The following is a 23,852-nucleotide window of genomic DNA, read 5'->3' as shown; positions in this document are numbered from 1 at the left end:
CTCACTTGCCGTCCAGCATCTTGATGATGCCGGAGAAATCCTTGGCGCCGTTGCCGGAGTTCACGAACAGGCTGAAGAGCTGGGCGGCTTCGGCGCCGAGCGGCGTGCTGGCGCCGGCCGCACTGGCCGCCTGCTGGGCCAGCATCAGGTCCTTCAGCATCATCGCGGCCGTGAAGCCCGGCTGGTAGTCGCGGTTGGCCGGTGAGGCCGGCACCGGGCCCGGCACGGGGCAGTAGTTGGTGAGCGACCAGCACTGGCCCGATGCTGTCGAGGCCACGTCGAACAGCTTCTGCGCATCGAGGCCCAGCCGCTTGGCCAGCATAAAGGCCTCGCTGACCGCGATCATCGAGATGCCCAGGATCATGTTGTTGCAGATCTTGGCCGCCTGTCCGCCGCCGCTCGCACCGGCCAGAACGATGTTCTTGCCCATCTTCTCCAGGATGGGCCTGGCCTTGGCGAACGACGCCTCGCTGCCGCCCACCATGAAGGTGAGCGTGCCCGCGGTGGCCCCGCCGACGCCGCCCGAGACCGGCGCGTCGACCATGTCGAGGCCCGCCTTCTCGGCCAGCACCGCAACATGGCGGGCGCTCTCCACGTCGATGGTGGAACAGTCGATCAGGAGCGTGCCCTTTGCGACGTTCGGCAGCACGTCCTTCTCGTAGACCTCGCGCACATGCTTGCCGGCCGGCAGCATGGTGACGACGATCTCCGCGCCCTTCACCGCCTCGGCGGCGGAGGAAGCCTTGTGCGCCCCCTTCTCGACCGCCGTCTTCACGGCGGCATCCGACAGGTCGAAGGCCACCACGTGATGCTGCGCCTTCGCGAGATTGGCGGCCATCGGACCGCCCATGTTGCCGAGACCGATGAAGGCGATTTTCGCCATGGCTTCCTCCGTTTGGTTTGCTGCCGCCTCAGTCGAAGAACAGGTCGTTCGACACCGGCCTGAAATGCTCCTCGACCATCGCCGCGGTCACGCCGTCGATGGTCGGCGGATTCCATTGCGGCTTCTGGTCCTTGTCGATCAGCAGGGCACGCACGCCCTCGAAGAAATCATGACCCTTCTGCATGCAGCGCTGCGACATGCGATACTCGATCGTCATCGTGTCCTCGAACGACCGGTTGGCGCAGCGCTTCAGCTGTTCCAGGGTGATCGCCATCGAAAGCGGTGAGAGCTTCATGAGGGCGGCGAGCTGCTTCTGGGCGAACTCGCTGTTCGACTTCTTCAGCTTCGCCACGATTTCCGGCAGCGTCTCGGCCGAAAAGCAACGGTCGATCTCCGGCATCAGGGCCGGCAACGTCTGGTCACCGGCGTCCGCCTGGAAGCGGGCGATGACGGCATCGACCTTCTCGTTGGCGCGCGGACCGGAGAGGTCGGCCTCGCCGAGCGCCGCCTGCAGGTCGTCGATCTTCGCGCTTGGCACGAAGGCGTTGGCAATGCCCGCCCAGACTGCATCTGCCGCCTTGAGACGGTAGCTGGTGAGCGCGAGGAAGGTGCCCAGCGCGCCCGGCAGGCGTGTCAGGAAATAGCCGCCGCCGACATCGGGGAAGAGACCGATGGTCGTCTCCGGCATGGCGAAGAGATACTTCTCCGTCACCACCGAGTGCGAACCGTGGGCCGACAGGCCGACGCCACCGCCCATGTTGATGCCGTCGATCAGCGAGATCCAAGGCTTGGCGAAGCGGTAGATACGACGGTTGACGATGTACTCGTCGCGGAAGAAGTCGCGCCGCAGGGTGCCCGACGGATTGTCCCGCATCTCGCGATAGAGGCCGGCCACGTCACCCCCGGCGGAGAACGCCCGGTCGCCGGCGCCGCGCAGGACCACCGCCTTGATGGAAGGATCCTTCTCCCACTCAGGCATCACGCGCTCCATCTCGAGGATGATGCCGTGCGACAGCGAGTTGAGGACCTTCGGGCGGTTGAGCGTCATGACGCCCAGACCGTCCTTCACGTCGAACAGGATTTCAGCTTCGGACATACTTTCAACTCATCAACAAGCGGCGGGAAATGATCACGCGCATGATCTCGTTGGTGCCTTCGAGGATCTGGTGCACGCGGAGGTCGCGGAGATAGCGCTCCAGCGGGAAATCCTTCAAGTAGCCGTATCCGCCATGCAATTGCAGCGCCTCGTTGACCACACGGAATCCCGTGTCGGTCGCGAAGCGCTTGCCCATGGCGGCGGCCTGCGTCGCTTCCGGCGACTTTGCATCGAGCAGCGAGGCCGCGCGCCAGATCAGCAACCGCGCTGCGTCGAGCTCGGTCGCCATGTCGGCAAGCTTGAACTGCGTCGCCTGGAAGTCGGCCAGGAGCTTGCCGAACTGCTTCCGCTCCACGACGTAGCGCGACGCCGTCTCCAGGCAGGCGCGCGCGCCGCCCAGCGAGCAGGCGCCGATGTTGATGCGGCCGCCGTCGAGCCCCATCATCGCGATCTTGAAGCCGTGCCCTTCCGGCCCGAGCCGGTTGGCCACCGGCACCCGGCAATTCTCGAAGATCACCGAGGCCGTCGGCTGGCTGTTCCAGCCAAGCTTGTTCTCCTGCTTTCCGAACGAGAGGCCCGGTGTCCCCGCCTCGACCACCAGGGTCGAAATGCCGCTGGCGCCCGGCCCGCCGGTGCGCAGCATCACGACATAGATGTCGCTGCGGCCGCCGCCCGAAATGAAGGCCTTGCTGCCGTTCAGCACGTAGTGATCGCCCTGGAGCTCGGCACGCGTCGCCAATGCCGCCGCGTCGGAGCCGGCCCCGGGTTCGGTGAGGCAGTAGCTCGCGAAATGCTCCATCGAGCAGAGCTTCGGCAGGAAGCGCCGGCGCTGGTCGTCATCGCCGAAAGCGTCGATCATCCAGGCGGCCATATTGTGAATGGAGACGTAGGCCGCCGTGCTCGGGCAGGCCGCCGCCAGCTCCTCCATGATGAGCGCCGCGTCGAAGCGGCTGAGGCCGCTGCCGCCGACATCGTCGCGCACGTAGATGCCGCCGAAGCCGAGGGCCGCCGCCTCGCGCAGCACCTCCTCCGGAAAGATCTTCTCGGCGTCCCAGCGCGCGGCCTGAGGCAGCATGCGGTCGGTCGCGAACTGCCGTGCCGTATCGCGAAAGGCCTGCTGGTCTTCTGAAAGCGTGAAATCCATCAATGGGACCGTATCAACTCTGGGGCCGGCATTCTGCAGGAAAAGGAGCCGCATTGCGGCCCCCCGCCTGTTCGGGCGATAAGGCCATTCATGTCCGCCCGTTTCACGACCCTCGGCCGTTATCCCACGACCCGCCTGCGCCGCAATCGCGGCGAGGAATGGTCCCGCCGTCTCGTCGCCGAGAACAAGCTTTCGGTCGATGACCTGATCTGGCCGGTCTTCGTGCAGGAGGGCCAGAACGCCCGCACGCCGGTCGCCTCCATGCCGGGCGTCGACCGTCTTTCGATCGACCTGTTCGCAGAGGCGGCCAAGGAAGCGCGCGACCTCGGCATTCCCGCCATCGCGATCTTTCCCGAGACCGATCCCAAGGCCAAGACGCCCGACGCGCGCGAGGCCTACAATCCGGGCAATCTCGTCTGCCGCGCCATCACGGCGGTGAAGAAGGCGGTTCCGGACATCGGCATCGTCTGCGACGTGGCCCTCGACCCGTTCAACAGCGACGGGCATGACGGCATCGTGCGCGACGGTCGCATCCTGAACGACGAATCGGTCGAGGCGCTGGTCAAGCAGGCGATCGTGCAGACCGAGGCCGGCGCCGACATCCAGGCGCCCTCGGACATGATGGACGGCCGTATCGGCGCCATCCGTGCCGCTCTCGACGCCAGGGGATTCCAGCACGAGCAGATCATGTCCTACGCCGCCAAGTACGCCTCGGCCTTCTACAATCCGTTCCGCGACGCCATCGGCAGCTCCGGCGCCCTGAAGGGCGACAAGAAGACCTACCAGATGGACTACGCCAATTCCGACGAGGCGCTGCGCGAGGTTGGCTTCGACATCGAGGAAGGCGCCGACATGGTGATGGTGAAGCCCGGCCTTCCCTATCTCGATATCGTGCGTCGCGTGAAGGATACGTTCGGCGTGCCGACCTACGCCTACCAGGTGAGCGGCGAGTACGCGATGCTGAAGGGCGCGGCCGATCGCGGCTGGCTCGACTGGAACAAGGTGCTGATCGAGACGCTGACCGGGTTCAAGCGCGCCGGCTGCGACGGCATCCTGACCTACGGCGCGGTTGACGCGGCGCGACTGCTCAACTCCAGATGATTGAGCGTCCGTCGGCCCGGCTGATCCTGCTCGATCCGCAGGACCGCCTTTTTCTCTTCAATGTCCACGATCCGCAGGTGTTCGATCCGGCCAAGCCGTTCTTCGATCCATTCTGGGTGATGATCGGCGGCATGGTCGATCCGGGCGAGGACTATGTCCAGGCCGCGGTACGCGAGGCCGGCGAGGAAACCAGGCTGCCGGTCATCGGCACGCCGCGCTGGGTCTGGTCGCGCGAGCGAGTCATGAGCTGGCGCGGCAAGGACGTGCTGCACAGGGAGCGCTTCTTCCTGGCCCGCACCGACCGAACCGAGATCGACACGTCGGGCCTTGACGAGAAGGAACGGAGCTGGACTCTCGGCCATCGCTGGTGGACCGCCTCCGAAGTCGCCTCTTCGTCCGAGCGCTTCGAGCCGCTCGAACTCGGCACGCTCCTGCCGGCGCTGCTGCGCGACGGCCCTCCCGCCGAGCCGCGGCAACTCGTCTAGCGGCGGTCGCGCTCCTCGCGTTCCCGCTTGCGCCGTTCCTGCTCTTCCGCCGCGCCGCGATAGGCGCGCCATGCCAGGACAAGTGCGACCAGCGAGCAGGCCACGCCCACGATCATCGCCATCGGCTCCACCTCACCCATCTCCGCATTTCCTCACGATGGTCTCGCCTGCCCGATGATCAGCGCCGCATCGTGGCCTGAATGAGGCTTGCTCTCGGGCATGAAGGCGGCATAGATCAGCAGCCCGATGCCGGCGATCCCGGCCAGGGCGAGGAACGCCGCCGAGTACCCGGCCTTCACGACGATCAGACCCGCAAAGGTCGCACTGAGCGCGGCCCCGATCCCCAGCGCGGTTGCGATGGCGCCCTGGCTGACGTTGAAGCGGCCGGTCCCCCGCGTCAGGTCGGCGACGACCACCGGGAAAAGCGCACCAAAAATGCCGGCGCCCACACCGTCCAGCGCCTGAACGCCGACCAGCCAGTAGGGATCGTCGGACAGCGGGTAGAGCGCGCCGCGCACCGCGAGGATCACGAAGCCGGCGAGGAACAGCGGCTTGCGCCCCCAGTCGTCGGCCTTGGCGCCGACGATCAGCGCGGCGGGTATCATCACCAGCTGGGCGATGACGACGCAGGCGGCCATGAGGGTCGTCCCCAGCCCCTCGTTGGCCAGGGCGAGCTTCTGCCCGACGAGCGGCAGCATCGCCGCGTTGGCAAAGTGGAACAGCACCACACAGCCTGCGAAGGTCAGCAGCGGCCGGTTCTCCAGCAGGACCCGTAGACCCGCAGGCCTGGCGTGGCCGTGGTGGCTGCCGTCATCCAGACCGCGGGCCACATCATGATCAATGGACCTGGCCGGCACGGCAAGGGTCGCGGCGATGCTGGCGATGGCCATGCCGGCCATCAGATAGAAGACTGCGATCGGCCCCATGACGTAGGCACCCGCTCCGGCCAGCACGGCGGCGACCGCGTTGCCCGCGTGGTTGAACGCCTCGTTGCGGCCGGTGCGCCGGGTGAACGCCTTGGGACCCATGATCCCCAGTGTGATCGCGGCGATGGCCGGCGCGAAGATCGAACTCGCGACGCCGGCCAGCGACTGGGCGACCGCGACGGACACGAAGCCCGGCGCAATCGGCAGGACGAGGCAACAAGCCGTTACGACGATCGCCGCAACGATCAAGGCGGCGCGCTTGTAGCGGGTCACGTCGATGAAATTGCCCGCCGGCGTCTGGGCCAGGATCGCCGCGATGCCGCCGATCGACATGACGAGGCCGATGCTGGCCGCGTCCCATTTCTGGACCGTCAGGAGGTAGATGGCGAGATAGGGGCCCAGCCCGTCGCGCACGTCGGCCAGGAAGAAGTTCAAGGCATCCAGTCCGCCCTCTTTCCTGTTCATGCGGAAGTCACCTCGAAGAATTTCGCAACGGCCTGGTCGCACCAGGGAATCAGGCTTCCCGAGCCGTGGAACCCGACATGGCCGCCGTGCAGTGGCAGCAGCGGCATCAGCGCCTTGTTGCCCGTCCACTGGTAGCTGCTGTAGAGCGCGCCCGGGATCCAGGGATCGTCCAGAGCGGCCAGCACCAGGGTCGGCACCCGGATGCCGGCCATGAAGCGAACCGGCTTGCAGCGCTCGTAATAGTCTTCCGCGCCGGCGAAGCCGTGACGGGGCGCGATGAACACCTCGTCGTATTCCCAGATAGTGCGGGACCCAAGGATCGCGGCCCTCTCGCTTTCCTGAAGCTGCGCGCCTGTTGCGGTGGCCTCAATCTTCATCATCCCGAGCAGATGGCGGTGATAGATGAAATTACGCCGTTCCAGCATCCGACGACAGGTCGCGGACAGGTCGATGGGCGCACAGATCGCTGCCGCGGCCAGGAGAGAAGCCGCCTCTCCCTCCTCACCCAGATATTTGAGCAGTGTCGCGGCTCCCAGCGAATACCCGACGATGCGCACGCCGTCGGCTTTCAGATCGGCGGGGAGGTTCGCCAGCAGGGCGCGCAGATCCTGGCTCCGGCCGGCATAGTACTGCCCGCCGCAAGTCGCGCGCGACGGCCCGGCGCCCCGGAGGTTCACCCGCAGGACGCGTTCTCCGGCGTCCAGCAGGCAACGCGCCAGGCTAAGGATGTAGGAACTCTCCTGCGAGCCGGTCAGCCCGTGAACGAGGATCGTGAGAGGCTTCCCCTTCGCGGGCACCGACGGCCGGTCGAGGGTACAGGCCAGACGATCCCCCGTTCCGTCTCCCAGATCGACGATCAGCCGCTCCGACGTGTGGGGCGCCAGGTCTTTCGGGAGCGGCCTTACGAAGTTGGCGACGGTCTGGAGATCGGCGCCCCACCAGGGAAAGCGCGGACGGAACAGCGGGAGATCGAGCTTCACGCCTCGATGGTAGCAAGCCGGTCGATGAATTTCTCCACCGCGAGATCGCACCAGGGCCGCGTGCTGTCATGGGCATGGAAGCCGATATGCCCGCCCGCCGGCGGCATCAGGGGCACGAGAGACGGATTGTCGGCCCAGTTGAACTCCCGATAGTACTCGACGGGAATCCAGGGATCGTCGCACGAGGCGATGACCATCGTCGGCACGCGGATCTCGGGCATGAAGGCGAGCGGCGAGCAAAGTTCGTAGTAATCCTCGGCGCCGCGGAAGCCGTAGCGCGGGGAGATGAACCGGTCGTCGTATTCCCTGACGCTCCGCGCCGCCCTGATGATCTCCCGCTCCTCCGGCGACGTCAGCGCCCCCGGCGCCAGCGCTTCGGCCTTCATGTCGTTCAGCAAGTAGGCCTGATAGAGCCAGTTGCGCGCCCGCGACATGTGTTTGCAGGTCCGGATCAGGTCGATCGGGGCGCAGATCGTGGCGGCTCCCAACAGGGGCGAGAACGATCCCTCCTCGCCCAGATACTTCAGCAGCATCGCCCCGCCCAGCGAATAGCCGACGGCGACCACGCCGTTTGCGGTGAGATCCTCCGGCAGTTGCGCGAGCACGCGGCGGAAATCGGCGGTGCGTCCGAGGTGATAGTGCTCCCGGCAGTAGGGGCGCGAGGGACCGGACCCTCGCATGTTCAGGCGCAACACGCAGTAGCCGTTGTCGAGTAGATGTCGTGCGGCGTTCAGCATGTAGGGGCTTTCTTCGCTCCCCGTCAGCCCGTGGACCAGGAGAACGAGAGGCCGGTGTTCGGCAGGTTCAGCCGGTTTATCGAGCATGCCGAGGAGGATATCACCGGTCCGGTCGGCCATGGGAAAGGCCATCCGCTCGCTGGTATGTGGCGCGAGATCCGACGCACGCCCCGTCAGCAGGACGGCTATGGTCTGCAGGTCTGGCCCCCACCACGGAAAGCGCGGCTTGAACGGCGGCAGATCGAGGGAATCGATGGACGGGGGCACGGTCGATCCGTATTCACGCTTTCGTTGTGATGAAAACGTCCGTCACCCCGCCAAGTTCCCCGCTGCTCGGGGTGCTGTTCGCCGTCGCCGCTGCGATCACCTTCAGCACGGCGGGCGTCATCGTTCGGCGGATCGAACTTCCCGCATGGGATGTGTCCTTCTGGCGTTCGGCCCTTCTGGTCGCGACGATGCTGCCGCTGCTGATCTGGCAGCGACGGCAAGTCCTGATCGACGTGCGCAACGGCGGTCCCGCCCTGCTGCTCAGCGCCGTTCTGCTCGCCGGAAGTTTCGTGAGCTTCATCCTGGCACTGGGTCTCGCGCCGGTCGCCAACGTGCTGATCATGTTCGGCGCGACGCCGTTCATCACGGCGATCGCCGCCCGCCTGTTCCTGCGCGAGCCCCTGCATGGTCACACCATCCTAGCCATGGCGGCGGCGGTCGTCGGTCTGGCGATCAGTGTCGCCGGATCGCTGCAGCCCGGCGCCCTGGCGGGCATGGCCGTCGCCTTCATCGTGGTGCTGTGCATGAGCGGTAACTACGTGGTGGTCCGCCACCGCCGTGACATCGGCATGACGCCCTCGATCTGGCTCGCCGGCGTCATTTCCGGCCTCGTGGCCTTGCCCTTTGCGCATCCCGAGAACGTCACTTGGTCGCAGCTTCCATGGCTGTTCGCCCTGAGCCCGGGACAGCTCGCAGTCGGCCTGCTGCTCTACATGGCGAGCCTGAAGCGCATTCCGGCCGCCCAGGCCTCGTTGCTCGGCCTGCTCGAGCTGGTGCTGGGGCCGATCTGGGTGTGGCTGTTCGATGGCGAAAAGCCGGACGATCTCACCTTGTTCGGCGGTCTCATCGTCATCTCGGCGGCAGCGGCCAATGTGTGGCTGGATTCACGGCGATCCACTGGCTAAGAACCCGACATGACCCAGAATACAAAGGGCCCGCTGTCGGGCATTCTCGTCGTCGACCTCTCCCGCATCCTGGCGGGCCCCTACTGCACCCTTCTGATGGCCGAAATGGGCGCACGGGTGATCAAGGTCGAGCCGCCGAAGAGCGGCGACGACGCCCGCGCCTACGGGCCCTTCGTGAACGGCAAGTCGACCTATTTTGCCTCGGTGAACCGCGGCAAGGAGAGCATCGCACTCGACCTCAAGAACGAGGAGCACCGCAAGATCTTCGAGAAGCTCCTCGAGAAGGCCGATGTGGTGGTCGAGAACTTCCGCCCCGGCACGATGGAGAAGCTGGGCTACGGCTGGGAGACGCTGCACGCCAGGTATCCCCAGCTGATCTACGCCTCGGCCTCGGGCTTCGGGCACACCGGCCCGAACTCGAAGGACCCCGCCTACGACATGGTCATGCAGGGCCAGGGCGGCATCATGAGCATCACCGGCAACGAGGGCCAGCCGCCGAGCAGGGTCGGGATGTCGATCGGCGACATCGGCGCGGGCCTCTACACCGCCGTCGCCGTGAACGCCGCGCTGGTGCACCGCCTCAAGACCGGTGAATCGACCAAGGTCGACATCGCGATGTTCGACTGCCAGCTCGCGCTGCTCGAGAACGCGATCATGCGCTACACGGTCGAGAAGGAAATCCCCGGTCCGCTCGGCGCGCGCCATCCGACCATCACGCCCTTCGAGGCCTTCGCCACGGCCGACGGCTCGATGATCATCGCTGCGGGCAACGACAGCCTGTTCATCAAGATGTGCGAAGCGCTCGGCCGCCCCGACATGGCGACCGATCCTGCCTACAAGTCGAATGCGCTGCGCCAGAAGAGCCAGAAGAAGCTGAAGGACGAGATCGAGTCCGTCCTGAAGACCAACACGACCGACCACTGGATCGCCGTCGTGTCCAAGGGCGGCGTGCCCTGCGGCCCGATCAATAACATCGCTCAGGCCATCGCCCATCCGCAGGTCGCCGCGCGCAACATGCTGGTCGACGTGCCGGACGGCAGCGGCGGTATGCTGAAGCTGGCGGGCAACCCGCTCAAGATGTCGGCCTTCCCCGATCCGACGACACGCCCTGCCGCGCCCGACCTCGACGGCGACCGCGACACGATCCTCTCCTATCTGGGCGGTTGACCCGGTGAGGTTGTTGGTCCGCGTCGCCGCCTTCCTCGGAAAGTTCCTGGTCGGCACGGCGCTGGCGCTCGCGGTTTTCCTCGCCGGTACCTATTTCCACGTACGCGGCGCGCTGCCGAGTTACAGCGGCACGATGGACGTGGTCGGCCTGAAGGCTCCGGTCGAAATCCTGCGAGACAAGAATGCGGTCCCGCACATCATCGCGGGCTCGATCGACGATGCCTCCTTCGCCCTGGGCTACGTCCACGCCCAGGATCGCTTCTGGCAGATGGAGCTGATGCGCCGCATCGGCCAGGGACGCCTGGCGGAACTCGTGCCGCCCGCCCTGGTCGGCAACGGCCTCGTCGACAGCGACCGGACCATGCGCGGTCTGGGCGTCTATCGACGCGCGTCGGAGAGCGTGAACGCCCTTTCGCCCGCCATGCGAGCGCGCCTCGACGCCTACGCGGCCGGCGTCAATGCATGGCTGTCGGACGATGATCAGCAATTCGGACTTGAACTCACGCTGATCAAGCTCCTGTCCGCCGGCCGCTATCGGCCCGAGCCGTGGCGGCCGGCTGATTCGCTTGTGTGGGCCAAGCTCATGGCGTTCGGCCTCGACGGCAACTGGCGCGCCGAGCTGCTGCGCCTGCGCCTGTCGCAGAAGATCGGCGAGGACGGGGTGAAGTTCCTGATCGAACCGTCCGGCGACAGCAAGGACTCGACCCTGTCGATGGTTCTCGCCGCCGTGAAGGACATCGATCTCGACCGGATTTTCCACGGCACCGACAACGAGGTGACGCGCAAGCGGGAAGCCTCCAACGAGTGGGTGCTCTCGGGCGCGCACACCGTCTCGGGACGGCCTCTGCTCGCCAACGACCCGCATCTCGGCTTCTCCTTCCCGGGCGTCTGGTACCTTGCCCGCCTGATCGGTCCGGGCTTCGACATACGCGGCGCCACCTCGCCCGGTTCGCCTGCCGTGGTGCTGGGCCACAACGGCATCATCGGCTGGGGCTTTACGACCACCAACCTCGACAGCCAGGACATCTTCGTCGAAAGGGTCGATCCGACCGATCCCAACCGCTACATCACGCCCGACGGCGCCCGCCCCTTCGCGGTGCGAGAAGAGACCATCAAGGTCGCCTGGGGCGATCCGATCACGATGCGCGTGCGCGAGACGCGGCACGGGCCGGTGATCGACGACTTCGTCCGCCACGGCGAAAACCTCACGCCCCAGGGACATGTGCTGGCGCTGCAGGCGACCGCGCTGGACGGCGCCGACACCTCGGCCGAAGGCTTCGCCCGCGTCGGCTCGGCGCAGAACTGGGACGAATTCCTGTCAGCCACGCGCCGCATCGTCTCGCCGATGCAGAACATGGTCTATGCCGACACGTCGGGAAACATCGGCCTGATCTCTCCGGCGCGCGTGCCGATCCGGCGCAAGGGCGACGGCTCGATGCCGGTGCCGGGCTGGACTTCCGAGTACGACTGGGCGGGCTTCGTGCCGTTCGACGAGCTGCCGCGCGTCTACAATCCGGTCGGCGGCGTGATCGTCAACGCCAACGGCCGCCTGGTGCCCGACGACTATCGCCACTTCATCAGCAAGGACTGGGCGGAACCCTATCGCCAGCGACGCGCCGCCCAGCTCCTGGGCGAGGTCGAGCGCCATCCGGTCTACGGCATGATCGTCATGCAGGCCGACAATCTCACGCTCGACGCCGCCGAGATGCTGCCCTACCTGTTGAAGGGCGCACCGCGCAACGCCCGCGCCGCCCAGGCGCGTGAGCTCCTGAGCCGCTGGAACATGTTCATGCTGGCGAGCCGGCCCGAGCCGCTGATCTACAATGCCTGGATCGCCGAGTTGCAGCGCGGCCTGCTCGCCGACGAGCTGGGCGAGGACCTCTTCAATTCGATTGCCGTGCCCAACGTGCCCCTGATGATCCGTGTCCTGCGCGACAAGCCGGGCTGGTGCGACGACGGCGGCACAAAGCCGGCCGAATCGTGCGAGGACGCGATCGCGCTGGCGCTGGACCGGGCGCTCGACTGGATTTCGCGCCGCCAGGGCACCGACATGACCAAGTGGCAGTGGGGGCGGGAACACTTCGCGGTCCATCGTCACCCCCTGTTCGACGGCGTGCCGCTGCTGCGCAACATCGCGTCGGTGCGCTACCCGGCGGACGGAGGCAACCAGACGCTGAACCGCGCCTCCCCCTCCTTCAGAGGCAACCGGCCGTTCGATGCCGCGCACGGCGCCGGCTATCGTGGCATCTATGATTTCAGCGATCTCGAGAACAGCCGCTTCGCGACGCCGCTCGGCCAATCGGGCAACATGCTCTCGCCCTGGGCTCGCAACTTCGTCGAACCCTGGCAGAAGCTCGTCTACATCAACATCGGCGGCACCCGCGCCGAGACAGCGCGCAGCGCCGTCGGCACGATCACGATGACGCCGGCGGCGCGCTGACGGTCAGGCCTCGAACGTCGGCATCCGCCGGGCCAGAAGCTTGTCGATGCGCCGTCCATCCATGTCGACGATCTCGAAGGTCCAGTCCTCGTAGGTGAATTGCTCGCCGGCCACCGGCAGATGGCCGAGTTGAGCAAGCGCAAAGCCCGCGATCGTGTGGAACCTGGTACTGACCGGCAGCTTGTTGACCTGCAGCCGGTCCAGTGTCGCATGGACGGGCGCCATCCCGTCGATCAGGAGCGAGCCGTCCTCACGCTCGACCACATCGGGATGCTCGCCCGGCGCTTCCGGCAGGTCGCCGGCCAGCGCCTCGAGCAGGTCGGTTTGCGTAACGATGCCTTCGATGCCGCCATACTCGTCGACCACGACGGCGAGCCGCACCGGCGCCTTCTTGAACTGCTCCAGTACCTTGAAGATCGGCATGGCCTCGTGGACCATAAGGGGCGTCGCCACCACCGCGCCAGGATCGAGCGGACCGCCGCGCAGCACCTGGTTCAGCAGGTCCGTCTTGGCGACCACGCCCAGCAGGTTGTCGATGCTGCCGTGCCCGACCGGCATCTGCTCATACGGGCTTTCGAGAACCCAGCGCACGATCTCGTCGCGATCGTCGGTGACGTCGATCCAGTCGAGTTCCGTGCGCGGGGTCATGATCTCGCCGATGCGGCGGTTGCCGATGTCGAGCGCGCGCACCACGACTTCTTCCTGCGCATCCTGCAGGAGCCCGGCATCCTGGCTGGCCTCGACCAGCAGCTTCAGCTCGCCGGGCGAATGCAGGGATTCCTCGCCCGTTCCGGGCCGCAGGCCGAACAGTCTCAGCACGAGGTTGCCCATGCCGTTCAGCACCAGAATCGCCGGGCTGAGCAGCCAGCGGAACAGGCTTAGCGGCCGCACGACCCACAGGGCCGTGCTCTCGCTGCGCTGAAGCGCGAGGCTCTTGGGCGCAAGCTCCCCCAGCACGATGTGCAAGGCGGTGATCAGGACGAAGGAGATGCCGACTGCGATGGCGTAGGCACTGACTCCGGCCGTCGTGCCCCAGATCTCGGCCAGCGGCTTCTCGATCAAATGACCGATCGCCGGCTCGCCGATCCAGCCCAGCGCCAGCGACGAGATGGTGATGCCGAGCTGCGTGGCGGCGAGGTTGGAATCGAGATGATCGAGCGCGCGTATCAACGCCTGGGCATTCATCCGGCCCGAGGCGGCCAGTTCGATGACCCGGCTGCGGCGCACGGCCACCAGCGAGAATTCGGCAGCCACGAAGAACCCGTTGGCTGCAACCAGGATCAGGACCGCCAGCAAACCGCCCGCTCCGGACATTCCCAGCCCCCCTTATCGTGGCGTGTCGCCGGCCAGCGTAATCCGGTGCATGACGCGCCGGTGGCCGTGATAGTCGTTGATCGGATTGTGCATGGCGCAGCGATTGTCCCAGAAGGCGAGCGAGCCCGATTCCCAGCGGAAGCGGCAGGTGAACTCGGGCCGCGTCTGGTGTTCCCACAGGAAGCGCAGTAGCGGCAGGCTCTCCTTCTCGGTCCAGCCCTTTATCTGGGCGGTATGGGCATCGGACGTGTAGAGCGCCTTGCGGCCGGTCTCCGGGTGCGTCCGCACGATCGGATGCTCCGCCGTCATCACCTTGAGCTCCTCGCCTGCCGCCTTCATGCGGTCCTCACGGGTCTTGGTGACATCGGCCTTGGCCGAGGAGCTGACTCCGACCAGCCCGTCGAGCGTCGCCTTGAGCCCGTCCGACAGCGCCTCGTAGGCCAGGTACTGATTGGCGAACATCGTGTCGCCGCCGAACGGCGGCACCTCGCGCGCCAGCAGCATGCTGCCCATCGGCGGAACCGGCAGATACGTCGTGTCGGAATGCCAGATACCGCCGAAATTGTTGCGCTCGTGCTCGAGTTTCACCACCGGGGTGATCATCGGGGACTCCGGCAGCCCCTTGAGCTGCGGGTACTCGACCGGCTCGCCGAACTTGCGCGCGAAGGCGAGTTGCTGGTGTGGCGTCACCGACTGGTCGCGCAGGAAGATCACGAGGTGGTCGAGGAAGGCCTGGCGCATCTCCGCAACGACCTCGGTATCGAGATCCTGCGCCATGTCGACGCCATGGATCTCCGCGCCCAGCGCGCCGGCGATCGGTCTCACTTCGATGTGCCGATAGTTCCGCATGTCTACCTCCTGGCCCACGACGGCGCGGTCTTCGCCATGAAATGCCTGATGCCCTCGGCCGCCTCCGGCTGTCGCAGCAGACCGGCCAGGCTTGCCGCCGCCTCGTCGAGCACCGTGAGATCATCCTTGCCCGCACAGGAGAGCACCAGACGCTTCGCCACGGCCAGCGCCTTGGGCTCCATCTTCAGAATGTCATCGAGCAGACTCTCAAGCGTCGCATCGACGTCGGCGCCCGTTGCGCAGAGGTGGCGTCCGAGGCCCAGCCGATACGCCTCGGCCGCATCGATCACGCGTCCCGTCACGGCGAGATCGCGGACCGGACCTTCGCCGAGCCGCCGAACCAGGAACGGGAGGATTTGCGACGGGATAAAGCCCACCCGGGGCTCGGGGATGCCGAAACGGGCGTCGTCACGCAGGATCACGACGTCCGAGCAGCAGGCCATGCCGAAGCCCGCGCCGACGGCCGAACCCTCGACCACCGCGATCGTGGCCTGCGGCAGGGCCTCCAGGGCAAGCAGCGCGTTGCCGAACTGGCGATAGGTCGGAAGCAGCGGATCCGTGCCACCCGGCGGCACGGGCGGCAGGTCGGCCATCGTATCGAGATCGCCGCCGGCGCAGAAGTGCCCGCCCGCTCCGCGAAGGACCAGCACGCGGCAGGCCGCATCGTTGGCGATGCCGACGAAGGCGTCCTCCAGTTCGAGCATCATGCGGTGCGTCAGCGCGTTGCGCCGCTGCGGCCTGCTCAGCGTGAGTGAGGTAACGGCGCCCTGCCGGTCGATCTTGAGGAACTCGTAGTCGGCCATGGGCAAAGTCTTAACGAGCGACTATCGTGCCAACAAGATGAAGCGCTTCGCGGTTCCGCTGCTCGCGGCTCTCCTTTTCCTGGCGCACGGGGCCCGGGCCGACGACTGGGCCACCGTCATGACGCCGGCGCCCGGTCCGACGCAGTCGATCGGTTTCTACACCGCCGGTTGCCTGCAGGGCGCGCAGGCGCTGCCGCTGGAAGGTCCGGGCTACGAGGCCATCAGGGTCAGCCGCAACCGCTACTGGGGTCAGCCGGTCACCATCGAGTTCATCAAGACCCTTTCGGAGAAGATCCGGACCGCCGGCCAGGCGCATCTCTACATCGGCGACATCGGCCAGCCGCGCGGCGGGCCCGCCCCGTCGGGCCATGCCAGCCACCAGGTCGGGCTCGACGCCGACATCTGGTTCGAGCGCCAGCCCGGGCCACGTCGCACGCCCGCCGACCGCGAAAATCCCCGCCTGCGCTCGCTGGTACTCGCCGACGACAGCGGGATCGACGATTCGGTCTTCAATGAGCAGCATGTATTCCTGCTGAGAACGGCCGCGCAGATGCCGAATCTCGACCGCATGTTCGTGAACAAGTGGATCAAGCAGCGGCTCTGCCAGACGACCGGCGGCGACCGCTCCTGGCTGCGCAAGCTGGTGCCGTGGTACGGGCACGACTCGCACTTCCATGTCCGCCTCTATTGTCCGCCGGGCAATCCGCAGTGCCAGCCCCAGGCTGACTATGCAAACGACGACGGGTGCGGCGAGGCGCTCGAGTCATGGTTCCGCAAGGCACCGATCGTGCCGCCGACCACCCCGCCCAAGCCTTACCGGCCGAAGTTGCCGGCCGCCTGTACTGCGGTGCTGAACTCCCGGTAGCAGGATCAGCCGATCCCGCCGCAGCGGTTGGCGCGCTGGCGGGCCTGCACGTCGAGCCAGTCGAGACCGCCCACCGTGCCGACGCGGATCCAGTCGACCTGGATCGTACCGTCGGGCACGCGCTTCACGACGTAGCGCGACTCCGCCTGCGGGGCGCTCTGCGGCACGTACAGGACCGTCGTCGTCCCCGGCGCCGATGACGGCTCGATGTTCACCACGAAGCCGCTGGCGACCGGGGCCGCGAGACAGGCCACCATCGAGTCATAGGGAACGGTATAGACGCTGGACCACGCCGGCACCGGCTTGGGCGGCTTGATGGGCTCGCTGCCCAACTTGTCCACGGTCGAACACGCTGCGGCGGCGAGCGATAGAAGAGCGGGAACCATCACGTGCTTGAACATCACTCACCTCCGGAAACAGCCCTATTCTACTCACCTTGGCCAAGGAGTGAACCGGCACGGCGCGAGGAGCGGAAGAACCACTGGAACACCTGGAAGCCGATCACCAGGTAGACGGCCGACAGGCCGAAGGCGAGCCCCAGCATGTCCCAATGGACCGTCTTCTCCAGCATGATGGAGCGCATGCCCTCGAAGATGTAAGCTGGCGGCAATCCCCAGGCGATGACCTGCAGCCAGTGCGGCAATACCGAGATGGGATAATAGACGCCACTCACCGGCATCAGCACGAAGACGGCCGCCCAGGCGAAGCTCTCCGCACTCTGCCCCACCCGCATCACGAGACCCGACATGGCGAGCCCGATCGACCAGGAGAACATCTGCAGGATCACGAAGAAGGCAAGCAGCGGCAGGCCGAGCGTGTAGATCGAGTAGCCGAAGAACGCCCAGGCCAGCAGCGATACCGGAATCATGCCGAGCAGCGTGCGCAGCAGCGCCGCGATGATGATGCCCGTCGCCAGCTCCCAGGACCGGATCGGGCTGACGAAGAGATGCCCGAGGTTGCGCGACCAGATCTCCTCCAGGAAGGCGATCGACAGCGAGAGGTTGCCGCGGACCACGACCTCCCACAGCAGCAATCCGGACAGCAGCACGCCGGCCGCCTGCGCCACGAACGAAGCCTGGGGCAGCAGGTATTGGGTCATGAAGCCCCACATCACCATCTGCACGGCCGGCCAATAGATCGAATCGACAAGGCGCATCACCGAGCTGCGCCAGAGATAGATGTGGCGCAGCACGAGGGCATAGATGCGCTGGGCAGAGCCGCTCATGGCGCACCCTCCTCCCGCTTCAGGGTGTCGAGTCCGCGGCCCCGGCCGCGCGCCATGTCGAGGAACACCTCCTCCATGTCCTCGCGGCCGAACCGCTCGAGCAGCTCGCGTGGGCTGCCGCGCTCGAACACCTTGCCCGCCTGCAGCAAAATCACGTCGTCGCACAGCCGCTCGACCTCGGCCATGTTGTGCGAGGCAAGCAGGATCGTGGCGTGGGTTTCGCGCTGATAGGCCTCGAGATAGCCGCGCACCCAGTCGGCGGTGTCGGGGTCGAGCGAGGCGGTCGGCTCGTCGAGCAACAGCACGTCCGGGCGGTTGATCAGCGCCTTGGCCAGGGCAACGCGCGTCTTCTGGCCGGCCGACAGCTTGCCCGCCTGGCGATCGAGGAACGCCGAGACCTGCATGTGCTCGGCGATCTCCTCGATGCGATGGCGCAAATCCCTCACGCCGTAGAGGCGCCCGTAGAACTGCAGATTCTGGCGCACCGTGAGCCGATGCGGCAGGTCGACATAGGGTGAGGAGAAATTCATGCGCGGCAACGCCGCGTAGCGCCGCCGCAACATGTCGACGCCCAGGATCTCGATGCTGCCGGCCGTCGGCTCGAGGAGGCCGAGCAGCATGGCGATGGTCGTGGTCTTGCCCGCACCATTGCCGCCGAGCAGGCCCAGCACGGCGCCGCGCGGCGCCGAGAAGCTCAGATCGTCGACGGCGACGATCTCGCCATACACCTTGCGCAGGTGCTGGACCGCGATGGAGGGTGCTTCGGGCATGCCGGCATCACAACGCCTTGACCGCCGCTTCGATGCGATCGAGGCCCTTGCTGAGCCGTTCCGCGCTCGACGCGAAGCACAGGCGCACATTGCCCTGCCCGCCCGGACCGAACGCCTCGCCGGGTGCCAAGCCCACCTTGTACTGCTTCGCCATCGTCTTGCAGAAGGCCAGCGTGTCGTCGACGCCGTCGACCGAGAAGAAGGCGTAGAAGGCCGCATCCGGCCGCGCGATCTTCACCTTCGGCAGGGCTGAGAGCCGCTGGAACACCAGTTCGCCACCCGAGCGGCAGCGCTCGACCATCTCGTGAACGAAATCGTCGCCCTGCTCCAGCGCGGCCACCGCGCCCTTCTGCAGGAATGCGGGAACGCCCGACGTGTTGATCTGGACCAGCTTGGCGAACTGGTCGCCCAGCGCCGCCGGATGGGTGAGCCATCCCAGGCGCCAGCCGGTCATGGCCCACGGCTTGGAGAAGCTGTTGAGGACGATGACCGGATCGTCCGGGCCGGCCAGTTCGAGGAACGACGGCGCCACCTGCCGGCCGTCGGGACGCTTGGTGTAGATCAGGCGAGCGTAAACTTCGTCGGCCATGATCCAGACGCCGCGCTTGCGCGCGAAGTCCAGCAGGGCTGCCTGCTCTTCGGAGGACATCGTCCAGCCCGTGGGATTGCCCGGCGAGTTGACGAAGATCGCGCGGGTGCGCTCGTCGACGGCATCGAAGATTTTCTGAAGGTCGAGCTTCCAGCCGCCGCCCGGCGTGCGGTCGAGCGCCACGTACTTGGGCACACCCCCTACCAGCCTTGTGGCCGAGGTGATGTTCGGCCAGATCGGCGAGACGATCACGATATTGTCGCCCGGATCCAGCAGGAGCTGGCAGGTCAGCAGGATCGCCTGCATGCCGCCGGTCGTCACCGTGAGGCGCTCGATCGGGCACTTGATGCGATACAGTCGCTCGGTATAGGCCGACAGCGCACTCCTCAGCTCGGGAATGCCACGCTGCCACGTATAGAACGTCTCGCCCGCCTGCAGGCCCCTGGCCGCGGCTTCGCCCACGAAATCCGGGGTCACGAGATCGCTCTCGCCGAACCACAGCGGCACCACGTCGGGGTCCCCGAACACGGTCATCGCCACTTCGGAAATGGGGGTCTCGGCCAGGCCGGCAGTGGCGCCGCTCAGCGAAGCCGGGACGCCCGGCGCGACAAATCTGGGGTGATTCTGCATCCTGCGGACGTACCGCATCGTTCGGAATTGCGCCAGTCAGGTGGCTGCACGACAATTGTTGGCGGCGAGGCCCAACCCTACTAATCACAGGAGAAAGCCATGAAGTATCTGCCCTGTCTGCTGGCGTCCCTGCTGCTGGCCGGCTGCGTGCACGGCGACGATGTCGAGCGCCTCCAGGCCGGGATGGATCGCGAGCAGGTGCGTGCGGTCATGGGGCCGCCCGAGGGATCGGCCCATTCGCCGGGCAAGGATTGCGCCTACTACACGGTGCTCAAGGACTTCTGGAGCCGAACGCCCTGGTCGATGTCGGATCGCTACTACGTCTGCTTCACCGACGGGAAGGTCGACACCTATGGCCGTGTGGATCAGCCCGCGTCGGCTCAGATGACAGCTCGATAGACCGGCGCTACGGTATCGTCAGGGAGAGACAATGCATTCACATCAGGACGACGGGCAGATCGCGCAGTGGCTTTCCGAGCGCCAGGACAGCCTCTATGCCGACGGGCGGCGCTGCGATGAAATCCAGTATCTTCAATGCAAGCTGATCCTCAAGCCCGACCGCTTCACCTCCGCCCACGTCTTCAAGGAGTTCGCGGCCCTCGTCCAGCGTGCCGCAGCCACCACCGGCGTCGGCTACCAGCACACGCCGAAATCCCAGCAGCGACCCGAAGTGCGCGAGGTGCTGTTCCTGGATACCGGCGGCTACCACCTCTACAACAACAACTTCATCGTCCGCCGCCGCATCGCCTATCAGGACGGCTTCGCGATCGGGGATCCCGAGATCGTCTTCAAGTATCGCAGCGACAACATGGCGAAGGCCCAGGCCCTCGACGTGCGGCCGCACATCGACGGCAAGTACAAGATCAAGTTCAAGCTGGAGGTCATGCCTCTCAAGGAGCGGATCGGCGGCGTCCGGCGCCTGCTGTCGCACAATGTCGAGTTTGGCCTTAGCCAGGCCCCCCAGGCGGCCCGGATCGTGATGTCCTCGCTGGGCAACATGTCCCTGCCCGAGCTGACGCAGATCTTCCCGGTCCTCGCGGCGGTCAACTGCGACGGGCCCAACGACGTCTCGCTGGTCAACCAGACGATCGTCGAGGAGCTGCTGCAGGACATCTGCCTGCTCGACTTCGGCCATCACACGGCGGCAACGGCCAATCTCGGCCTGTGGCGCGCGCGTGGAGATCACCACTCCTTCGTGGGCGAGTTTGCCTTCCAGCTCCGTTTCGCAGGCCCCGACGACATCAAGCACAAGGCGCTGAACCATTGTGAGCGCTTCTTCCTGGAACTGCAGCAGGTCGCCGGAGACTGGCTGGCCCTCACCACGACCAAGACCGGCGCCGTGTACCGGCTGAAGGGCAACCCGCCGCAAGCGCACGAATGAGCGTCGCAGAAGCCCCATCGCCGCCGGCGCCGCCGTCGCTCGGAAAGCTCTTCTGGGTCTTCCTCGTCATGGGCGCGACCAGTCTCGGCGGCGGCGTGGTCGCCTATCTGCGAACCGGCCTCGTCGTGCGCCAGCGCTGGCTCGACGATCTGAGCTTCGTCGAGCTGCTCTCGATCAGCCAGACCCTGCCCGGGCTCAATGCGACCAACATGTCGATCCTGGTGGGCGACCGCCTGAGAGGCGGCATGGGCGCCTTGGTCGCCACCTTGGGCATGTGCCTCCCGGGCGCCAGCCTCATGATCGCCGCCGGCTTCCTCTACGGCGCCGGCGGAGACGGGCCGTGGTCGAAGGCCTTCCTGCACGGGATTGCAGCCGGCGCCGTGGGCCTCGTCGTCGTCGTCCTGGTCCAGCTCGGGGCCAAGACGCTGAAGACCGCGGCCGACTACGTGTTCGTGGCGGCCACGGCCGTTGCAGTGGCCTTCTTCAAGGTGCCGGTGCCGTATGCATTGATCGTGGCCGGGATCATTGCCATCTGGTGGCACCGGCCCCGCGACAAGGATGTCCCGTGAAGCAGCTCTGGGACCTCGCCGGCGTCTTCGCCTACCTGTCGCTCCTGACCGTGGGTGGTGGCATGGCCGCCTTCCCGGAAATGAAGGAACTCACGGTCGACACCTATCACTGGCTGACCTTTCCCGAGCTGCTGCATTTCTACAGCCTGGGCCAGCTCGCCCCCGGCCCGAACATGATGATGGTGGCGTCGATCGGCGCCGTCGTGGGGCACATACCCGGCGCGCTGGTGGCCCTTGTCGCCTTCTTCCTGCCGACCGGACTGCTGACTTTCTTCGTCGGCCGCCTGTGGAGCCACCTCGCGACGTGGCGCTGGCGGCCGGCTATTCAAAGCGGTCTCGGCTCGGTCGCGGTAGGGCTCGTGCTGGCCGGTGCGATCATCATGGGACGCGGTGCGATCACCGAAATATTCTTCGGCGTGATTGCGCTGGTGGTCTTCCTGCTGCTGTGGCGGACGAAGATCAATCCCGCCTATCCGATCGTGGCCTCGGGCCTGATCGGCATGGCGCTGCACTACTTCAACATCGCCTAGTTCGGCAGGTTCGCCGTCTCTGCGGTGTATTCCGGTTCCTGATCGCAGCTTGCCCGCGAAACACCGATCGCCACCACCTTGTCGCCCACCTTGAGGCAGCCATTGCGCCATTCGCCGGACAATGTTGTGCCCGCCAGCGTCACCGTACCGAAGCCGTTCGGCAGGTCGTTGGCGTAGGTACCCTTGAAGCGATCGGTCGCATTCCAGGAATATTGGCCGGCGCCCTCGCGACGCCCGTTGCGATAGGTACCCTCGAAGCGATCGATCGGCTGGCCGTGCTCGGTCCACTGCGACACGCCCTCTCCGTCCTTCAGGGAGGCTCGGCACGCCCCGCTCCATGTCACTTTGTCGTGCGTATCGGGGTGCCAATCCCACATGCGGCAACCGACACCCGGCTCGAACAGCCAGTCGCCTTGCTGGCAGGGCGCATCCCAGCTGATCTCGACTGGATCGGGCTCATGGCTGGCGCAGTCGGACCTGCCCGGCGCGAGCGCAAGCTGCTGAGCCAGAACCGGAAGAACCGTCAACATCAGCGTCGAGGAAATTAAGACGGGCAGTATTTTCACGGGACCCCCTTCGACGGTCTTTCGACCATGGAAATGGAACGCGACAGCTCAGCGGACGGTTGCTCGCAGGTAGGGCCGAATGATGATCGTGCCGAGACGAATTGGGGCGAATGAACGCAACGCTTGGAGGCTTTCCGCATTAAATCCTGACAGTCTCAGTGGAGGAGTGTCCCGATGAAACCCATCCTTTCGACTGCTGCGGCGCTGCTCGTCGTCGCGTCGACTGCGGTCGCCCAGATGCCTCCGGCCACCGGAACCTCCACGACGCCGGCTGCCCCGCCGGCCGGAATGCCGGGAAGTGCCCCCCAGACCGCCACATCGGCGCGGACCCAGATCGAGGCGAGTGGCTACACCAACATCAAGAACCTCAAGCGCAGGGACGATGGTTCCTGGGAGGCAACCGCCACCAAAAACGATGTCGAGGTCGCGGTGTCGGTGGACACGTCCGGCAGCGTTACCCAGATCTCCCGCTAGGATCTTTGCGGCATTGTGAACTCCGTAAACGGGGACGGGGTATTTGCGCCTCCCGCGCATTGATGCGCGTGCTATATTGAACCCATGTGGCTTTTGATCCTTGGGCTCGCCCTCTTCCTCGGCGCCCATTTCTTTACAACCCTGCGGGGAACACGGGCCGCGGTCATCGGTCGCCTGGGGGAAGGAGGCTACAAGGGGATCTACACTCTGGTTTCAGCCGCCGGGCTGATCCTGATCTTCATCGGCTTCGGCAGTTATCGCAGCACCGGCTACGTCGTGGTATGGCATCCGCCCTACTCGCTTTTCCATCCGATCGCGCTGGTTCTGCTGTGGTTTGCGTTCGTGGCCCTGACGGCGACCTATGCGCCGCCCAGTCGGATCAAATCACTGCTGCGACATCCCATGTTGGTGGCCGTGAAGGCCTGGGCGCTCTCCCATCTCCTGGTGAACGGCGACCTGGGCTCGATGTTGCTGTTCGGCAGTCTGCTTGCCTGGGCAATCTACGATCGGATTGCCCTGAAGCGCAGGGGCGATACCGGCGCTCCCCCTGCCGGCTGGTCGATCAACGACCTGCTTGTCGTGGCGCTCGGGACCGTAGCCTACGTCGCCATGTTCTGGTTACACGACAGCTTGATCGGCGTTGCCGCCGCTTAGGGCTTGCGGCCACTGGCCCATTTGCATCGGCCATGAT

27 protein-coding genes are annotated in these 23,852 nt (G+C 66.2%); 12 read left to right on the top strand and 15 right to left on the bottom strand.

The window, feature by feature from the left end; genetic code table 11:
* Nucleotide 1: 1 nt before the first annotated feature.
* The 3 genes from mmsB to EPO41_RS11375 are packed head-to-tail and all read right to left on the bottom strand — an operon-like array spanning nt 2 to nt 3,123.
* On the bottom strand, nt 2–949 hold the full coding sequence (mmsB, locus tag EPO41_RS11385; protein ID WP_363246965.1) for a 3-hydroxyisobutyrate dehydrogenase: 948 nt from the start codon (nt 947–949) through the stop codon (nt 2–4).
* Nucleotides 912–1,979 carry an enoyl-CoA hydratase/isomerase family protein gene (locus EPO41_RS11380; protein WP_296324851.1) on the bottom strand — a complete coding sequence of 356 codons (1,068 nt, stop codon included), beginning with the start codon at nt 1,977–1,979 and terminating at the stop codon, nt 912–914. Before EPO41_RS11380 ends, mmsB begins: the two co-directional genes overlap by 38 nt.
* Nucleotides 1,980–1,983: 4 nt before the next feature.
* The gene (locus tag EPO41_RS11375; protein ID WP_296324849.1) at nt 1,984–3,123 is read right to left on the bottom strand and encodes an isobutyryl-CoA dehydrogenase; all 1,140 of its coding nucleotides are present in this window, start codon (nt 3,121–3,123) and stop codon (nt 1,984–1,986) included.
* Between the two features lie 90 nt (nt 3,124–3,213).
* Between EPO41_RS11375 and hemB the strand changes: the two genes are divergently transcribed.
* Both hemB and EPO41_RS11365 read left to right on the top strand, forming a co-directional pair.
* Nucleotides 3,214–4,224 (top strand): porphobilinogen synthase, encoded by a 1,011-nt coding sequence (hemB, locus tag EPO41_RS11370; RefSeq protein ID WP_296324847.1) that lies wholly within the window; start codon nt 3,214–3,216, stop codon nt 4,222–4,224.
* Nucleotides 4,221–4,709 carry an NUDIX domain-containing protein gene (locus EPO41_RS11365; protein ID WP_296324846.1) on the top strand — a complete coding sequence of 163 codons (489 nt, stop codon included), beginning with the start codon at nt 4,221–4,223 and terminating at the stop codon, nt 4,707–4,709. The genes hemB and EPO41_RS11365 overlap by 4 nt, the downstream gene beginning before the upstream one ends.
* On the opposite strand, the gene EPO41_RS11360 is transcribed toward EPO41_RS11365, so the two are convergent.
* Genes EPO41_RS11360 through EPO41_RS11345 form a run of 4 tightly spaced genes read right to left on the bottom strand, consistent with a single transcriptional unit; the run spans nt 4,706 to nt 8,084 of the window.
* Nucleotides 4,706–4,849, bottom strand: a complete 144-nt coding sequence (locus EPO41_RS11360) for a hypothetical protein (protein WP_296324844.1) — start codon at nt 4,847–4,849, stop codon at nt 4,706–4,708. The genes EPO41_RS11365 and EPO41_RS11360 overlap by 4 nt on opposite strands.
* Nucleotides 4,850–4,861: 12 nt before the next feature.
* The gene (locus EPO41_RS11355) at nt 4,862–6,100 is read right to left on the bottom strand and encodes an MFS transporter (protein ID WP_296324841.1); all 1,239 of its coding nucleotides are present in this window, start codon (nt 6,098–6,100) and stop codon (nt 4,862–4,864) included.
* Nucleotides 6,097–7,080, bottom strand: a complete 984-nt coding sequence (locus EPO41_RS11350; RefSeq protein ID WP_296324838.1) for an alpha/beta fold hydrolase — start codon at nt 7,078–7,080, stop codon at nt 6,097–6,099. Before EPO41_RS11350 ends, EPO41_RS11355 begins: the two co-directional genes overlap by 4 nt.
* On the bottom strand, nt 7,077–8,084 hold the full coding sequence (locus tag EPO41_RS11345; RefSeq protein ID WP_296324835.1) for an alpha/beta fold hydrolase: 1,008 nt from the start codon (nt 8,082–8,084) through the stop codon (nt 7,077–7,079). The genes EPO41_RS11350 and EPO41_RS11345 overlap by 4 nt, the downstream gene beginning before the upstream one ends.
* A gap of 29 nt (nt 8,085–8,113) precedes the next feature.
* Between EPO41_RS11345 and EPO41_RS11340 the strand changes: the two genes are divergently transcribed.
* The 3 genes from EPO41_RS11340 to EPO41_RS11330 are packed head-to-tail and all read left to right on the top strand — an operon-like array spanning nt 8,114 to nt 12,596.
* On the top strand, nt 8,114–8,989 hold the full coding sequence (locus EPO41_RS11340) for a DMT family transporter (protein ID WP_296324832.1): 876 nt from the start codon (nt 8,114–8,116) through the stop codon (nt 8,987–8,989).
* A gap of 9 nt (nt 8,990–8,998) precedes the next feature.
* On the top strand, nt 8,999–10,156 hold the full coding sequence (locus EPO41_RS11335; RefSeq protein WP_296324829.1) for a CaiB/BaiF CoA-transferase family protein: 1,158 nt from the start codon (nt 8,999–9,001) through the stop codon (nt 10,154–10,156).
* 4 nt (nt 10,157–10,160) lie between these two features.
* Entirely contained in the window at nt 10,161–12,596 is a 2,436-nt protein-coding gene (locus tag EPO41_RS11330) for a penicillin acylase family protein (RefSeq protein WP_296324828.1), read from the top strand.
* A gap of 3 nt (nt 12,597–12,599) precedes the next feature.
* Here the strand turns inward: EPO41_RS11330 and EPO41_RS11325 are convergent, their stop codons facing one another.
* The 3 genes from EPO41_RS11325 to EPO41_RS11315 are packed head-to-tail and all read right to left on the bottom strand — an operon-like array spanning nt 12,600 to nt 15,562.
* Nucleotides 12,600–13,910: a hemolysin family protein gene (locus tag EPO41_RS11325; protein WP_296324825.1), complete on the bottom strand. Its 1,311-nt coding sequence runs from the start codon at nt 13,908–13,910 to the stop codon at nt 12,600–12,602.
* Nucleotides 13,911–13,922: 12 nt separating this feature from the next.
* The gene (locus tag EPO41_RS11320) at nt 13,923–14,759 is read right to left on the bottom strand and encodes a TauD/TfdA family dioxygenase (RefSeq protein ID WP_296324823.1); all 837 of its coding nucleotides are present in this window, start codon (nt 14,757–14,759) and stop codon (nt 13,923–13,925) included.
* 2 nt (nt 14,760–14,761) lie between these two features.
* A complete protein-coding gene (locus EPO41_RS11315) occupies nt 14,762–15,562 on the bottom strand; it encodes an enoyl-CoA hydratase/isomerase family protein (protein WP_296324819.1) in 801 nt (266 codons plus the stop codon).
* Between EPO41_RS11315 and mepA the strand changes: the two genes are divergently transcribed.
* Nucleotides 15,561–16,427 (top strand): penicillin-insensitive murein endopeptidase, encoded by an 867-nt coding sequence (gene mepA / locus EPO41_RS11310; RefSeq protein WP_296324817.1) that lies wholly within the window; start codon nt 15,561–15,563, stop codon nt 16,425–16,427. The genes EPO41_RS11315 and mepA overlap by 2 nt on opposite strands.
* 5 nt (nt 16,428–16,432) lie before the next feature.
* Here mepA and EPO41_RS11305 read toward each other — a convergent pair whose 3' ends face one another.
* From EPO41_RS11305 to EPO41_RS11290, 4 genes are read right to left on the bottom strand one after another with little or no spacing between them, the layout of a single operon-like run.
* Nucleotides 16,433–16,828: a hypothetical protein gene (locus EPO41_RS11305; protein ID WP_296324814.1), complete on the bottom strand. Its 396-nt coding sequence runs from the start codon at nt 16,826–16,828 to the stop codon at nt 16,433–16,435.
* A 26-nt stretch (nt 16,829–16,854) separates the two neighbouring features.
* On the bottom strand, nt 16,855–17,652 hold the full coding sequence (locus EPO41_RS11300) for an ABC transporter permease (RefSeq protein ID WP_296324811.1): 798 nt from the start codon (nt 17,650–17,652) through the stop codon (nt 16,855–16,857).
* Nucleotides 17,649–18,422 carry an ABC transporter ATP-binding protein gene (locus EPO41_RS11295; protein ID WP_296324809.1) on the bottom strand — a complete coding sequence of 258 codons (774 nt, stop codon included), beginning with the start codon at nt 18,420–18,422 and terminating at the stop codon, nt 17,649–17,651. The genes EPO41_RS11300 and EPO41_RS11295 overlap by 4 nt, the downstream gene beginning before the upstream one ends.
* Before the next feature lie 7 nt (nt 18,423–18,429).
* Nucleotides 18,430–19,641 carry a pyridoxal phosphate-dependent aminotransferase gene (locus EPO41_RS11290; protein WP_296324806.1) on the bottom strand — a complete coding sequence of 404 codons (1,212 nt, stop codon included), beginning with the start codon at nt 19,639–19,641 and terminating at the stop codon, nt 18,430–18,432.
* 99 nt (nt 19,642–19,740) lie between these two features.
* On the opposite strand from EPO41_RS11290, the gene bamE reads away from it, so the two are divergent.
* The 4 genes from bamE to EPO41_RS11270 are packed head-to-tail and all read left to right on the top strand — an operon-like array spanning nt 19,741 to nt 22,121.
* Nucleotides 19,741–20,040 (top strand): outer membrane protein assembly factor BamE, encoded by a 300-nt coding sequence (gene bamE / locus EPO41_RS11285; RefSeq protein ID WP_296324805.1) that lies wholly within the window; start codon nt 19,741–19,743, stop codon nt 20,038–20,040.
* Between the two features lie 31 nt (nt 20,041–20,071).
* Entirely contained in the window at nt 20,072–21,022 is a 951-nt protein-coding gene (locus EPO41_RS11280) for a hypothetical protein (protein ID WP_296324800.1), read from the top strand.
* Complete coding sequence (locus tag EPO41_RS11275; RefSeq protein ID WP_296324798.1) at nt 21,019–21,591, top strand: chromate transporter; 573 nt, start codon at nt 21,019–21,021, stop codon at nt 21,589–21,591. Before EPO41_RS11280 ends, EPO41_RS11275 begins: the two co-directional genes overlap by 4 nt.
* Complete coding sequence (locus EPO41_RS11270; RefSeq protein WP_296324795.1) at nt 21,588–22,121, top strand: chromate transporter; 534 nt, start codon at nt 21,588–21,590, stop codon at nt 22,119–22,121. Before EPO41_RS11275 ends, EPO41_RS11270 begins: the two co-directional genes overlap by 4 nt.
* On the opposite strand, the gene EPO41_RS11265 is transcribed toward EPO41_RS11270, so the two are convergent.
* Nucleotides 22,118–22,687 (bottom strand): hypothetical protein, encoded by a 570-nt coding sequence (locus EPO41_RS11265; RefSeq protein ID WP_296324792.1) that lies wholly within the window; start codon nt 22,685–22,687, stop codon nt 22,118–22,120. The genes EPO41_RS11270 and EPO41_RS11265 overlap by 4 nt on opposite strands.
* 174 nt (nt 22,688–22,861) lie before the next feature.
* Between EPO41_RS11265 and EPO41_RS11260 the strand changes: the two genes are divergently transcribed.
* On the top strand, nt 22,862–23,161 hold the full coding sequence (locus EPO41_RS11260) for a PepSY domain-containing protein (RefSeq protein ID WP_296324789.1): 300 nt from the start codon (nt 22,862–22,864) through the stop codon (nt 23,159–23,161).
* Nucleotides 23,162–23,245: 84 nt separating this feature from the next.
* Complete coding sequence (locus EPO41_RS11255) at nt 23,246–23,815, top strand: NnrU family protein (RefSeq protein ID WP_296324786.1); 570 nt, start codon at nt 23,246–23,248, stop codon at nt 23,813–23,815.
* Nucleotides 23,816–23,852: the final 37 nt, after the last annotated feature.

The sequence above is a fragment of the Reyranella sp. genome (assembly GCF_004297265.1).
Taxonomy (GTDB): Bacteria; Pseudomonadota; Alphaproteobacteria; order Reyranellales; family Reyranellaceae; genus Reyranella.
Note: the sequence above shows the minus strand (reverse complement) of the source record. Positions and strands in the feature narration are given on the sequence as shown.